This window comes from Streptomyces sp. NBC_00285 (assembly GCF_036174265.1).
Lineage (GTDB): Bacteria > Actinomycetota > Actinomycetes > Streptomycetales > Streptomycetaceae > Streptomyces.
On record NZ_CP108055.1, the window covers coordinates 1996131 to 2009735 of the forward strand.

At 71.6% G+C, this 13605-nt stretch carries 12 protein-coding genes and 2 pseudogenes; 3 read left to right on the plus strand and 11 right to left on the minus strand.

Annotated elements, in window-relative coordinates; genetic code table 11:
- Positions 1-2: 2 nt before the first annotated feature.
- Positions 3-1121 (minus strand): glycoside hydrolase family 6 protein, encoded by a 1119-nt coding sequence (locus OHT57_RS09085; RefSeq protein WP_328753156.1) that lies wholly within the window; start codon positions 1119-1121, stop codon positions 3-5.
- Positions 1122-1293: 172 nt separating this feature from the next.
- Here OHT57_RS09085 and OHT57_RS09090 point away from each other — a divergent pair, with 172 nt between their 5' ends.
- The gene (locus tag OHT57_RS09090) at positions 1294-1980 is read left to right on the plus strand and encodes a DUF5995 family protein (RefSeq protein WP_328745563.1); all 687 of its coding nucleotides are present in this window, start codon (positions 1294-1296) and stop codon (positions 1978-1980) included.
- 48 nt (positions 1981-2028) lie between these two features.
- Here the strand turns inward: OHT57_RS09090 and OHT57_RS09095 are convergent, their stop codons facing one another.
- The 8 genes and pseudogenes from OHT57_RS09095 to OHT57_RS09130 form a co-directional block, all read right to left on the minus strand.
- Positions 2029-3744 carry a flavin monoamine oxidase family protein gene (locus OHT57_RS09095; protein ID WP_328745564.1) on the minus strand — a complete coding sequence of 572 codons (1716 nt, stop codon included), beginning with the start codon at positions 3742-3744 and terminating at the stop codon, positions 2029-2031.
- Positions 3745-3821: 77 nt separating this feature from the next.
- A pseudogene (locus OHT57_RS09100) lies at positions 3822-4587 on the minus strand (carbon-nitrogen hydrolase family protein).
- A 290-nt stretch (positions 4588-4877) separates the two neighbouring features.
- A complete protein-coding gene (locus OHT57_RS09105; protein ID WP_328745565.1) occupies positions 4878-6065 on the minus strand; it encodes an MFS transporter in 1188 nt (395 codons plus the stop codon).
- A 104-nt stretch (positions 6066-6169) separates the two neighbouring features.
- The gene (locus OHT57_RS09110) at positions 6170-7579 is read right to left on the minus strand and encodes an HAD-IA family hydrolase (protein ID WP_328745566.1); all 1410 of its coding nucleotides are present in this window, start codon (positions 7577-7579) and stop codon (positions 6170-6172) included.
- A 34-nt stretch (positions 7580-7613) separates the two neighbouring features.
- Positions 7614-8663: an ABC transporter ATP-binding protein gene (locus tag OHT57_RS09115; RefSeq protein WP_328745567.1), complete on the minus strand. Its 1050-nt coding sequence runs from the start codon at positions 8661-8663 to the stop codon at positions 7614-7616.
- A 3-nt stretch (positions 8664-8666) separates the two neighbouring features.
- The gene (locus OHT57_RS09120; protein WP_328745568.1) at positions 8667-9479 is read right to left on the minus strand and encodes an ABC transporter permease; all 813 of its coding nucleotides are present in this window, start codon (positions 9477-9479) and stop codon (positions 8667-8669) included.
- The gene (locus tag OHT57_RS09125) at positions 9467-10366 is read right to left on the minus strand and encodes an ABC transporter permease (protein WP_328745569.1); all 900 of its coding nucleotides are present in this window, start codon (positions 10364-10366) and stop codon (positions 9467-9469) included. The genes OHT57_RS09120 and OHT57_RS09125 overlap by 13 nt, the downstream gene beginning before the upstream one ends.
- Positions 10363-11508: an ABC transporter substrate-binding protein gene (locus OHT57_RS09130; protein WP_328745570.1), complete on the minus strand. Its 1146-nt coding sequence runs from the start codon at positions 11506-11508 to the stop codon at positions 10363-10365. The genes OHT57_RS09125 and OHT57_RS09130 overlap by 4 nt, the downstream gene beginning before the upstream one ends.
- A 214-nt stretch (positions 11509-11722) precedes the next feature.
- On the opposite strand from OHT57_RS09130, the gene OHT57_RS09135 reads away from it, so the two are divergent.
- The gene (locus OHT57_RS09135) at positions 11723-12463 is read left to right on the plus strand and encodes a GntR family transcriptional regulator (RefSeq protein ID WP_328745571.1); all 741 of its coding nucleotides are present in this window, start codon (positions 11723-11725) and stop codon (positions 12461-12463) included.
- Positions 12464-12490: 27 nt separating this feature from the next.
- Positions 12491-12949 (plus strand): hypothetical protein, encoded by a 459-nt coding sequence (locus OHT57_RS09140; RefSeq protein WP_328745572.1) that lies wholly within the window; start codon positions 12491-12493, stop codon positions 12947-12949.
- Here OHT57_RS09140 and OHT57_RS09145 read toward each other — a convergent pair.
- Positions 12942-13394, minus strand: coding sequence for an Lrp/AsnC family transcriptional regulator (locus OHT57_RS09145; RefSeq protein ID WP_328745573.1), 453 nt, complete (start codon positions 13392-13394; stop codon positions 12942-12944). The two genes, OHT57_RS09140 and OHT57_RS09145, sit on opposite strands and share 8 nt — an antisense overlap.
- 10 nt (positions 13395-13404) lie before the next feature.
- Positions 13405-13566, minus strand: a pseudogene (locus OHT57_RS09150) (amino acid permease C-terminal domain-containing protein); the annotation flags it as partial.
- Between the last annotated feature and the right edge of the window lie 39 nt (positions 13567-13605).

Genomic DNA, 13605 nt, shown 5'->3' on the forward strand with positions numbered 1-13605 from the left:
ATCTACGGCGAGGCGAGCTCATAGGCGTACGACGGGCTGAACGTGCCCGGTGTGCCCCTGCAGCCGTCCGACTCCCCCGGCAGCTTCACCCAGAGGTAGCCGTCGATCCTCGTCTCGCCGGTGTTCAGGCTCGGCGCCCGGCCGATCTTCCGGCCTGCCGGATCGCACCACTCGCCGTCCGCCGGGGCGCCGTTGCCGTTACGGCTGGTGTCGATGACGGCGCCCAGGCTCGACGGCCCGTCCAGAGTGTCGAGGACCTGGCGGTCGTAGGCGATCTCGGCGCTCGTGGCATGGAAGTTGGAGACGTTGCTGAAGATCCCGTCGGAGGAGGATGCCGAGGCGGCGCCCGCCTCCTTCAGCAGAGCCGCCTGTCTGTCCGCCGGGTGCCAGCCGGAGTGACCGCCGTCGTAGTAGACGCGGGCCTTGGGATCTGCGGCCTTGAGGACCCGGCCCGCGCGGGCCAACGAGGCGAAACGGGCTGCTCGTTGAGCAACCGACAGGCAGTCCGACTGGGCGATCGAGTCGGGCTCCAGGACGACCACGACCTCGCCGGACCCGAGCCCCGCGGCGAACCGGTCGATCCAGGCGTCGTACGCGCCGGCGTCGGGTGCCCCGCCCTCGGAGGCGCCGCCGCAGTCGCGGTCCGGGACGGCGTACGCCACCACCACCGGCACCCGGCCCTGCGCGGCCCCGCCCGAAGTGACCGCGCGGACCCGGGAGGTGATGGTCCCCGGGGTGTAGTCCGCGAACCAGACCGCGGCCGGCCGGTCGGCGATACGGGCCTCTATGCGGTCGGTGCGCCGGTCGCGCGGGTTGTCCCGCACCCAGTCGAGCACCTGGGAGGAGGGGTGGCGGTAGAGGCGGGTGGAGGTGGTGGGGCGGGCCTTCGTAGGACCGGGGGTGGGACGCGCCTTCCCGGGCGACGGGGACGCACTCGCCTTCGTGGGGACGGCGGCCGGGGCCGGCCGGGACGCCGACGGCACGGCCGGCCGTGGATCCGGGCTCGGGGAGCCGCTGACGAGTACCGGCTGCGCCTCGTCGGAGCCCTCGCGGCCGTCGAGCGCGGAGAGCATCCCGGTCGCGGTGCCCAGGGCGACCACCACGGAGGCCACCGCGACCATCGCACCGCGGCCCACGGCACGCCTGCGTGCGGTGCGACGCGCGGCCAGCCGCTGGGCACGTAGGCCTGACACCCTGTCGCTCCCCCCTCGCGCAGCGGGCGCGTTCCCCCGTTCTGGGGAAGCGTCGGGCTCGCCGGCACCCTTGCCAGCCTAGGACTGGGACCCTGCTGCTATGGCGCAATTGGAACAGTTCACCACTCCCCTCGACACCGTCGTCTCCCGCATGCGCGCCCTGGACGCCGACCTGCCGGAGCGGGACGGCGTGGGGGTCTTCAACCGCGTCTACCTCGCTGTCACCGAGGCGGTCGACCGGCACGTCGACAGGGGTCGGTTCACGGACGCGCGGGCCGCGATCACGCTGGACGTTCGGTTCGCCGAGCGCTACCTCGCGGCGGTGGACGCGGTCGCACAGGAGCGCCGTCCGCCGGCCTGCTGGCGGCCCCTGTTCCAGTTCCGCCGTCATCCCGGAGTACGACCACTGCAGTTCGCGCTGGCGGGCATCAATGCGCACATCGGCCACGACCTGGCGCTCGCCGTGGTGGACACCTGTCGTAACCTCGGCTGCGAACCCGGCGACGTGGAGGACGAGTTCGACCGCGTGGGTGATCTCCTCGTCTCGCTGGAGGAGCGCATCCGCGAGGATCTGATGCCGGGCCCCGACCTCCTCCAGATCGCCGACCCGCTCACCCACCTGCTCGGCTCCTGGAGCCTGGACCGCGCACGCGACGCCACCTGGACCGCGGCCCGCGCCCTGTGGGCGCTGCGCGGACTGCCCGATGTGGCCGGCGAGTTCACCGAACGCCTGGACACCGCCGTGGGCTTCGCGGGGCGGATGCTGCTCACACCGCTGCCGGACTGAACCGGCATCCGCGCGCCCGGGCGGATGCCGCTGCTTTGGTGACTCGCCCTAGTCCTCGGGGAGTTCGACCGGTGCGATCTCCTCGTACACGTCCCCCGGCCCCGGATTGGTCGCGTCGGTCTCGCCGCCGAAGTGGTGCATCACGCCCCAGACCGCGTTCAGTGCGGTCTGGATCGCACCCTCGGCCCAGCCGGCCGTCCAGGAGACGTCGTCACCGGCGAGGAAGATGCCCCGCTTGTCCTCGGGCAGGCGGTCCTGCATGAAATGGGTGAACAGGCGCCGCTGGTAGCGGTAGTGGCCGGGCAGGTTCGCCTTGAACGCGCCCATGAAATAGGGCTCGTTCTCCCAGGAAACGGTCACCGGGCTGCCGATGACGTGCTTCCTGATGTCGACCTTGGGGTAGATCTCGCCGAGGGACTTCAGCATGACCTCCATCCGCTCGTTCGCGGACAGCGGCAGCCACTTCAGACTGTCGTCGCACCAGGTGTACGAGAGGCAGATGACGGCGGGTTTGTCCGGACCGTCGTCGAGAAGGTAGGTCCCGCGTGTCATGCGGTCGGTGAGGGTCATCGACATGACATCCCGGCCCGTCGGGTTCCCCCTGTCGTCGACGGCCTTGTCCAGCCAGAACGGGCGGTCGACCGGCACGAAGAGCTTCGACGACTCCATGTAGTGCGTGCGCTCGATCGCCGTCCAGTGGTCGATCGGAAAGAGCGAGTCGTCGCAGGCGATCTTGGACAGCAGCATCCAGGACTGCGCGGTGAAGACGGCCGCCGGGTAGGTGCGGATGTCTCCCCGGGCGTCCGTCACGGTGATCCGGTTGCCGGCCGTGCGGTGCAGACGGGTGACCGCCGGGCGGGGTTCGCCGTCGGCGTGCAGCGCCTTCAGGGAGGTCCCGTAGGGCCAGTGGACGATCTTCTCCGGCTCGCGTTCCCAGAGCCGGAGCGGCAGTTGCTGCGAACCGCCCACGATGCCGCGGTGGTGGTCGTCCGCCTCGGTGTAGACGACGCGCAGGATCTCCAGGATGGAGTTGGGGAAGTCGGTGTCCCAGCCGCCGGTGCCGAAGCCGACCTGGCCGAAGATCTCGCGGTGCCTGAAGGACCTGAAGGCCTCGGACTCGCAGAGGAAACCGTAGAAGGTCTGGTTGTCGAGCTTCTCGACGAGCCGTGCCCAGATCTCCCGGATGCGCGGCACGTCCCGATCGCGCAGGGCGCGGTTCATGTCGGTGAAGTCGGCGCCGTCTTCGAGGCACTTGTTCCAGGCCTCGGCGACATCGCGGTAGACCTGCGGCAGGTCGGCGATCGTCTCGGCGTAGTGGGACTCGCCCTTGAGGTCGACCACCGTCGAAGGGGTGGCCTCCGCAAGGGGGTTGGGGAAGGGGCGGGTCTCCAGTCCGGCGAGGTCGATGTAGTGCTGGAGCGCCGTGGAGGAGGGCGGGAAGCGCATCGCGCCCATCTCGGCCGTCAGTGAGGGGTCACAGCCCTCGAAGCCCACGGTCCGCAGCCGTCCGCCGATCCGGTCGGCCTCGTAGACGACCGGCTTGAGTCCCATCTTCATCAGCTCGTACGCGGCCACGATGCCGGACAGACCGCCGCCGATCACCGCGACCTCGGTGCCGTGTGCGGTGGCCGGTATCTGGCCGAGGCCCGCCGGGTGCGCGAGGAAGTCGTCGTAGGCGTAGGGGAAGTCCGGCCCGAACATGGTGATCGGCGGCAGCCGGGGCTCGTCTGCGTGCTCGACGGCGTTGGGCACGGTGGACGTCATGGGGTACGGGCTCCTTGCGAACTTTCGATCATGCGAACGTGCGAACTTGCGAACGTGCGAGAAGGACGAGGTGGGTTTCAGAGCAGGGACCCGTAGAGACCGGGGCGGCGGTCCCGCAGATACGGGTTCGCCTCGCGGGAGGCGGTGAGGAAGGTGGGGTCGGCGTCGGCGAACACCAGCTCCTCACCTCGTCCGGCGCGGGTGCGGGCCACCCCGTCGGGGCCGGCCAGCGTGGAGAGCCGCGCCGACCCTGTTGACGTAGGCGACGTACATCTGGCTCTCCCAGGCGCGCACGGGTACGAGGGACTCGGCGACGAACTGGAACGGGTGCATCTGGGCCGTCGGCACCACGAGGAGGTCGGTGCCGGCGAGCGCGTGGGCGCGGACGTTCTCCGGGAACTCGACGTCGTAGCAGATCATGAGGCCGACGGTCAGTCCGCCCACCTCGGCCTGGACCACCGGCTGTTCGCCCGGCTCGAAGTGGTCGTGCTCGAAGCGGCCGAAGAGGTGGGTCTTGCGGTAGCCGGCGAGACGGGCGCCCTCGGCGGAGATCAGCTGGACCGAGTTGTACACGCGATCGCCGTCGCGCTCCGGGTATCCGTACGCGATGGCCAGCCGGTGCCGCTCGGCGATCTCCGCGACCGTGTCCGCCGAGTCGCCGTCGGCGGGTTCGGCGAGGCGGGCGATGTCGTCGCCGATGGCGTACCCGGTGAGGAACATCTCCGGTACGGCCAGCAGTGCGGCGCCCGCGGCGGCGGCCCGGCCCGCGGCCTCGTCGAGGACCTTGAGGTTCCCCTCGACGGAGCCGGGGCGGCCGGAGCTCTGGAGCAGGGCGGTGCGCATGCGTGATCCTCACCGGGGCGGAAGGTGGTTGTGGGGGCCACCTAGACGGTACGGGCGGCTCACCGGGGCGGACAAGGAGGAGCCGTTGCGCGCCGGTGAGCGGTTTGTTGCGTGTGCCGGCCGAGCCGCGGCGATTCGTTGCGTGCGGGGGTGGAGCGGGGCTGGTTCGCCGCGGTCGTCGCAGTGGCTCCGCGAAGCCGGCGGCAGAGAGGCCACCGGCCCGGCCCCGCGGGCGCGGGTCGCCAGGTCGGTGCACCGGTCACGGCCCCTCAAGCCCCGAGCCGGGCCGGTCACTGGTCACGGCCCCCTCTGCCCAGTACCAGCGCCGTCACCAGGTACGGCGCGGAGAAGATCACGAAGACCGTGCTCTGTGCCGCCTCCGTGCCGAGCAGGGTGTACAGGCCGAACACGGCGACCGTGACCAGTTCCGTGCCCAGGCTCGCCACCGAGGTCAGGGTGGCCCGGCGGGCGTCGTCGATGCGGTGCTGGAGCCGGACGTCGGCGAGCACCTCCGCCAGCTGGAACCCGGCGAAGGCGAGGCCCACCAGGACGATGCCGGCCGGGGTGCGGACCCCTGCGCCCACGGCCAGGGCGAGCGCGGCGCCCGCGATCAGGGCGGCGAGGCCCCGGGTGCCGAGGCGTTCGGCCGGCCCGGCGAACAGGCTGCCGACGGTGACGGCGGCCCAGACCAGCAGGACCAGGTAGGGCACGGTCTCCTCGGCCACTCCGAGGTCGCGGATCAGCAGCGGGACGTACTCGTCGAGGGCGCCCCACACCGCGGCGACGGCCGGGACCAGCAGCAGCGCTCCGCGGACGGCCCGGTCCCCGCGGGCCTCGGCCAGCCCCGCCCGCAGGATCGCCGTCCAGCGCGCGCTGCCCTTCTCGGCGGGCACCCGGTGTTCCGGCAACCGGGTCGCCGCGACCGCAGCCAGCAGACAGGCCAGGACGCTCGCGGCGCCCACGGCCGGGTAGCCGCCGAGCGCGAGGACCGGCCCTGCGAGCCCCATCGCGGCGACCGTGGCCAGCAGCCGGGCCGCCCGGGTCCGCCCCATCACCTGCGCGTACCGTTCGGCGGCCCCGAGCCGCTCCAGTTCGTCGTAGACGAGGGCTTCCAGCGCGCCGGAGCCGAGCGCGCCCCCGGCACCCCACAGGACGAAGCCCGCCGCGAACGCCCCGTACGACGGGACGCTCACCCACAGCGCGAAGCCGACGGCTGTGAGCAGCGGGCCGATCCACAGCAGCCTGCGTCGCGAGACGGTGTCGGCCCAGGCGCCGGAGGGCACCTCCAGCACGACGGCCGTGACCGACCACAGGGCGAACAGCGAGGAGATCTGCCAGAGAGGCAGGCCGGTGTCGGCGAACAGCAGCGCGTACACCGGGTAGAGCAGGACGAGGTCGTCGAGGAACGCGTAGCCGTACAGCGTGGTCGTGAGCCGGCGGGTGCCGGTCGTGGGCACACGTGCGGGTGAGAGTGTCATGAGGCCTTCCCGGAGGGGCGGTTCGGACGTCGTGGGTACGGCGTCCGAGGCGGCCCTCGGGAGGCACGGCTGGTGGATCAATGTCGCCAGGTCATGACTCGATGCTAGACAGTTCCGCGCCCGCTGCCCAGTGAGAATGTGGTGATCACGGCGGCGTGGTCGGACGGCCAGTCGTTGTCCTCGACGTCCGGCCAGGTCCGCGGGGTGCCGCTGACGTACGTCCGCGAGTCGAGGACCGCGAGCCCCCGGTGCAGCACGAAGTCGATACGGTCCTGCGGCTCCGGGTGTGCGTGCACCGGCGACCAGGTGTGGCCCGGGTCCCGTACGGCATCGGGGCGGGCCTCGCGGAAGGAGTCCCCGAAACCGGCCTCCGCCGCCGCCTTGGTTACCGGCCATGCGACGTCCGGTGAGTCCAGGTGGGAGGGGCTGTTGAAGTCGCCGACGAGGACGACGGGTGTCGCGCCCCCGATCCGGCGCAGGGTGTCCCGCATCTGCCCGAGCCGTACCTCCTCGTGGGCGAGCGGCTCGGACGCGTAGGGCCCGTACTGCTCGTAGTCGAGGTGGGCCGTCCAGACGTCGACCTCCTGGTCCTTCACGGCGATCCGGGCCCCGGCCGCCCCGTAGAAACCGACGTCCGGGTCACCGAGCGGGGCCGTGATCGGGAACCGGCTGATGACGCCGAGGTTCGATCCGGCGCTGTGGTGGTGCCAGCCGAGCGCCTCGGCGAGCTCGTGTGCGGCGGTGCCGTACGTCTCCTGGAGCCCGACCACGTCCACGTCGGCCTCGGTGATCACCTTGAGCTGCTTGGCCCGGTGGTCGTGGACCTTGGTGCCGCCGTACCAGAGGTTCCAGGTCATCACCCGCAGCCGGTGCGGCAGCAGGGCGCGCAGACGTGCCGGGGTGACGCCTTCCAGGCCCGGCAGGACGGTGCGGCCCGGGGCCGGGTCGATGGGGGCCAGTGAGGGGACGGCGAGGACCGCGCATCCGGCCGCCTCGGCGGAGGCGACGCCGGTCTCGGTGTCCTCGACGGCCACGCAGCTCGCCGGGTGCACGCCGAGGGCGCGGCAGGCGGCGAGGTAGGGGTCGGGGGCGGGCTTGGTGTGCTCGGTGTCGTCGGCGGTGACGGAGACGGCGAAGCGGCTCGCGCCGCCCAGGGCTTCGAGGACGGTGTCGGCGACGGAGCGGGGGGACGCCGTCACCAGGGCGGTGGGGACGCGCTCGTGGGCCAGGGCGTCGAGGAGTTCGAGCGCGCCGGGGCGGGGCACGACGCCGGTGCGGACGCGGTCCGCGAACTCCTGGTGGAGGTCGGCGGCGAGGCCCGCGGCCGGGGTGCCCGTGGCCGCGGCAAGCCAGGCGGCGGTGTACTCGACGGGACGGCCCAGTACCTGCGGCCGGTCCGCCTCGGTCAGGGGCCGCCCGGCGACCTGTTCCACCGCCTCCCACCACAGCCGCTCGGTGTCGACGAGCGTGCCGTCCATGTCGAACAGGACGGCCTGGAGAGGAAGTCGAGTCACGGTTGTCTCTTTCGTGGGGGGATCTTCAAGGGGGTCAGCCGGCGCGTTCCGCCACCAGCACCGGCCGCTCGGGCAGCGACACGCTCACCGTGGTGCCGGCGGTGAGCCCGGCAGCCTCGTGCGCGGGCACGTCTGCCTTGACCCCGGTGCCGTCGGCGAGCAGGACGGTGACCCGGACGGCCGCGCCCAGGAAGGACGTGGCGACCACGCGCGACTTCCCGTCGGCCTCGGCGCGTACCCGCACGGCCTCCGGCCGCACCAGCACGTCGACCTCGGTCGCGGTCGGCACCGGGCCGTCGACCGGCAGCCGCTGCCCGAGCACGTCGACGGTGCCCTGGGCGAGCCGCCCCGGGATCCGGCTCATCGTGCCGACGAACTCGGCGACGAAGGCGGTGGCGGGACGGCCGTACAACTCGCTCGGCGCCGCGCACTGTTCGAGTTTCCCGGCGTGCATCACGGCGACCCGGTCGGCCATGGACAGGGCCTCCTCCTGGTCATGGGTGACGAACAGCGTGGTGATGCCGAGCTCCTGCTGGAGGCGGCGGATCTCCTCGCGGAGGCTGAGCCGCACCTTGGCGTCGAGGGCCGACAGGGGCTCGTCGAGCAGCAGGACACGCGGTCGCAGGGCGAGCGCGCGGGCCAGCGCGACCCGCTGCTGCTGGCCGCCGGAGAGCTGGTGCGGGAACTGCCCGCCCTTGTCGGCGAGCCCGACCAGTTCCAGCAACTCGGCTGCCCGGGAACGCCGTTCGGCTGTTCGGACCTTGCGCATCCGCAGCCCGAAGGCGACGTTGTCGAGCGCGTCGAGGTGCGGGAAGAGGCTGTACGACTGGAAGACCATCCCGGCGTCCCGGCGGTGGGCCGGTACCCGGGTCACGTCCTCGCCGTCCACCAGCACCTCGCCGGAGTTCGGGTGTTCGAACCCGGCGAGCATCCTGAGCGCGGTGGTCTTGCCGCAGCCGGACGGGCCGAGCAGGGCGAGCAGTTCACCGGGCCGGGCGGTCAGGTCGAGGCCGTCGAGGGCGACGGTGGGCCCGAACTCCCGCCTGAGTCCACGGAATTCGACAGTTGCGGCTGTTTCAGGCATGGGTCATCCCCGGGAGGTAGTACGGGTACGGCCGCCGAAGCCGGCCAGCACGAGGAGCAGCGCCCACGTCACGAGCAGGCTGAGCACGGACACGGCGACGGACAACTGGGCCTGCGAGCCGCTGACGTTGACGATCCACACCGCGAAGGGCTGGAAGCCCAGCAGCTGGGCCACGGTGAACTCGCCGAGGACCAGGGCCAGTGTGAGGAAGGAGGCGTTGAGCAGGGCGCCGCGCAGATTGGGCAGTACGGCCCCGACGAGGGCCTGCAGCCAGCCGGCACCGCAGCTGCGGGCGGCCTCGACGAGGGTGCGGACGTCGACGGCGCGCAGTCCGGCGTCCAGTGCCCGGTAGACGAACGGCAGCGCCATCACGACGTAGGCCAGGACCAGGACGAACGGGAAGCCGGGGTTCTGGATCGCCACGAAGGTCTCGAACAGCGGGGTGCGCGAGAGGTGTTCGGGTCCCCACTTGAGGACGGTGCCGATGCCGGCGACGAACGCGATCGGCGGGACGACCAGCGGCAGTGAGCACACCACCTCGACGACCGGCCTGAGCCGGGGCGCGCCGAGCCGCAGCGCGACCATGGCGGGCACCATCAGCAGCAGGACGACCACGATGGTGGCGAGGGCCAGCTCCAGCGAGAGCAGCAGACTGGAGACGAAGCCGTCGGTGGAGACGATCTGGGTGTACGCGTCGAAGGTGATGCCCTCGCCGGGCACGTCGACGGTGAAGACGACGGACGCGGCCAGCGGCACCAGGAAGTACAGTCCGGCGAGGGCGAGCACGCCCCACCGCCACAGGTTCAGGCGAGCCATCGCGCACTCCTCCGCTGCAGGGGCAGGTACACGGCCATGACCAGGCCCGCGACCAGGACCATGTCGAGGCTGAGGGCGAGGGCGACGTTCTCCTGGCCGACGAGCACGTTGCCGGAGATGGCGTCGGCGATCTGCAGGGTCACCAGCGGGATCGAGCTGCCCACCATCGCGGCGGCGGTGGCGTACGCGGCGAAGGCGCTGCCGAAGAGCAGCACGAATCCGCCGAGCAGCGTGGGCAGCAGGACGGGCAGGGCGACGAAACGCCAGTACTGCGCGACCGTCGCCCCGTTGTTCTGCGCGGCCTCGCGCCACTGGGTGCGCAGCCCGTCGAGGGCGGGGGTGATGGTGAGCACCATCAGGGGGATCAGGAAGTACAGGTAGACGACGACCAGTCCCCAGAAGCTGTAGAGGTTCCAGCCGTGGTCCGTGAGGTCCAGGTGCTTGGTCAGCACACCGGCGTTGCCGAGGGTGGCGACGAAGGCGAAGGCCAGCGGGACGCCGCCGAAGTTGGCGAGCACCCCGGACGCGGTGAGCACGGCCTCCCGCAGCGCGCGGAACCGGGAGCTCACCACGGCCTGGGCGAGCGGCAGTCCGACGAGGGTCCCGAGGGCGGCGGACACGGCCGACAGCTTCACGCTGCCGAGCAGTGCGGTGAGATACGCGCCCTTGAGGGAGGCCGTCAGGTTGTCGACCGTGTACGAAGTCGCCCCGGTTGCCGGGTTCTTGGCGGTGAACGCGCCGTTCAGCATGGCGGCTGCGGGCAGCCCGAAGGCGACCGCCACGAACGCGAGCAGCGGCACGACGGCGACCCAGCCGAGGGCACGGCGCCGCCGCTTCACCGGAGCGGCGGCCGCCGTGTCGTCGGCCCGTGGGAGGGTGGCTGTCATCCGGAGACGGCCTTCGCCCAGCCCTCACCGAGCACCGTCTTGGCCTTGCTCTGCTGGGCCTCGGTCGGGAAGGACGGGGTGCCGGAGACCGCGGGCAGCTTGGCGGCGGCCGTCTTGTCGAGGGTGCCGGCCTTCTCCATGGCGGTCATCAGGACCGGGCGGGCGTATCCCTTGAGCCACAGGTTCTGGCCCTCGGCGCTGTAGAGGTACTCCTGCCACAGGCGGGCGGCCGCCGGGTGCGGGGCGTCCTTGTTGACGGCCTGGGAGTAGTACTGCGAGAACTGGCCGTCGCTGGGCACCGACACCTTCCAGTCGACGCCCTTGGACTTGAACTCGTCGGCGTACCCGGCGTTCAGGTAGTCCCAGTCGATGCTGATCGGCGTCTCGCCCTTCTCGACGGTGGCCGGGGTCGACTCGACGGGCGTGTAGTTGCCGTTCTTCTTCAGCTTGGCGAAGAAGTCGAGGCCGGGCTGGATGTCGTCGAAGGAGCCGCCGTCGGCGAGTGCGGCCGCGTAGACGCCGCCGAAGGCCGAACCGGACTTGGTGGGGTTGCCGTTGAGGGCGACCTGACCCTTGTACTGCGGCTTGAGCAGGTCCGCGAAGGTCGTCGGACAGGTCTTGACCCGCTTGGCGTCGCAGCCGATGGAGATGTAGCCGCCGTAGTCGTTGTACCAGCGGGCCTGCGGGTCCTTCTGGCCGGTGGGTATGTCGCCGTACGACGCCACCTTGTACGGAGCGAGCAGGCCCTGCTGGGCCGCGCTGAGCGCGAAGGAGCTGCCGAGGTCGAGGACGTCGGGGGCGCGGGTCTGGCCCTTGCGGGAGGTGACGGCGTTGATCTCGTCCTGGCTGGTGCCGTCGGGGTTCTCGACGGAGATCTTGATGCCGTACTTCTTCTGGAAGCCGTCGATGAGCGCGCCGTAGTTGGCCCAGTCGCGGGGCAGCGCGATGGCGTTGAGCGTGCCTTCCTTCTTCGCCGCGGCGACCAGCTTGTCCATACCGCCGAAGTCGGCGGCGGAGGTCGTGGTGGCGGCGTTCTTGCCGTCGGCGGTGGTCGACGAGGTGTCGGGGGCGGCGCCACAAGCGCTCAGGGTGAGGGCGGCGAGGACGCCGAGGGCGGCGGTTCTCGGAAGGGACACGGTCACGGCTTCTCCAGGGGACGCGCGAGGGTGCAGGAGCCAAAGGGAGGGAACTTGTCTGAACAAGTTGGCCCCAGTAAGGCTGCCGCTGGTGTCCGCCCGGTAAACACTGGAGAAACGTTGACCCCTTAATTTCCGCACATTGCGGACCTTTCCTGCGCCCCGGGGAAGTCGACTACGCTGGTCACGCTGTGCACAGTGATCGACCCGGAGGGAAAGCATGGCGGCGCGACACGAGGAGATCGCCGACGAACTGCGCCGGGCGATCGACCGCGAGGAGTACACCGTCGGCAGTCTGCTGCCCGCCGAGACGGAGCTGGCCGCGCAGTACGGCGTCTCGCGCGGGACGGTCCGTCAGGCGGTCGCGACACTGACGGCCGAGGGACTCATCGGCTCCCGCCAGGGTGCCCGCCGCGTGGTCCTCGCCAGCCGCCGCAGCCAGAGCTTCTCCGAACTGCGGAGCTTCGCCGAGTGGGCGCGGGCGATGGGCCGCGAGGCAACCGGACGGGTCGTCACCCAGGAGTACCGTCCGGCCATGAAAGAGGACTCGATACGCCTCCAACTGAGCGTCGGCACACCGGTGTTGCACGTCCTGCGGGTCCGCGGCCTGGACGGCGAACCGGTGTTGCTGGAGCGGACGGTGTACGCCGACTGGATCTCCCCGACCGTCGAGGCGATCGAGCCGGAGTGCCCTTCGGTCACCCAACGCCTGTACGACGACACGGGGTTGGTGTTCGCCTATGGTGAGCACGTCATCGACGCGGTGGCGGCCGGCGCACGGGACGCGGAGCTGCTCGACGTCCGCCGGACCAGTCCGCTGCTGCGGGTGCGGCGGGTGACGACGACGCGGGAGGGACGGCCGGTGGAGTGGTCGGACGACCGGTATCGCTCGGATGCGGTGAGCTTCAGTGTGCACAACTCGATAGGGAACAACGCCTTGGCCCGCAAGACCGCGGAGTAGGGCTCGGCGCACCGTGAGGAGGCCTGGATGGACATCGCCGCGTTGCCCCTGGTCGACGAGCACACCACGGACGTCGCGGCCGAGGCCGTAGCCGTCTGGCGCGCGCTCGGCGAGACCCTGGACCGCTCCTTCGGCCACCCCCGCTCCGGGCGCTACGCAACTCTCGTCGGCGTCGCCGACCGCACGGCGTCCGGGCCCCGGCCCCTCGCCGAGGGTTCGGTCCTCCCCGGCTTCCGGGTGGCCCGCGCGACGCCGGGCCGGGAGCTCGTCCTCGTCGGCCGACACCACTTCTCCACGTACGCCCTGGTCTTCCGGCTGGACGGGACCGGCGGCGGCCGTGTCCGGCTGCAGGCCGAGACCCGCGCCAGGTTTCCCGGCCCCCTCGGAGCCCTCTACCGGCTGCTGGTCATCTCCTCGGGCGCACACGCCCTGCTCACCGGGCGGCTGCTGGCGGCGATCGGGCGCCGGGCCGAACAGCTCAGGTAGGCGGCCCTGACGAGAACCTGCGCAGCAGCGGTGACAGCACCAGGACCGACTTGGTGCGCTCCACGAAGGGCTCGCCCGCGATCCGTTCCAGCACCCGCTCGAAGTGCCGCATGTCGGAGGCGAAGACCTGGACGACCGCGTCGGCCTCGCCGGTGACGGTGGAGGCGGCCACGACCTCCTGGTAGCGCTCCAGACCGCGCTGGATGGTCTCCGGGGAGGTGTTGCGCCGGCAGTAGATCTCGACGAATCCCTCGGTCTCCCAGCCGAGGGCCGCCGGGTCCACTCGCACGGTGAATCCGGTGATGGCGCCGGTGGCGCGCAGCCGGTCCACGCGCCGCTTCACGGCGGGCGCGGACAGACCGACGATCTGCCCGATGTCCGCGTAGGAGCGGCGGGCATCCTCGGCGAGGGCGTGCACGATGCGTTCGTCGAGATCGTTCAGCACGGTGGGTCGATCAGCTTTCGGGTGGTGCGGGTCGGGACCGGCGATGGCCGTAACCGAAGTAGAACACGAGCCCGACGGCCATCCGGACCCCGAAGACCACCCAGGTGACGGTGGACGGATTGCCCATCGTCCGGACGCGGAGGCCGGGGCCCAACGGGGGCCGCGCCGGTGATGTCCGTGCGCCGACCGTGGACGCCCGCACACGCGAACG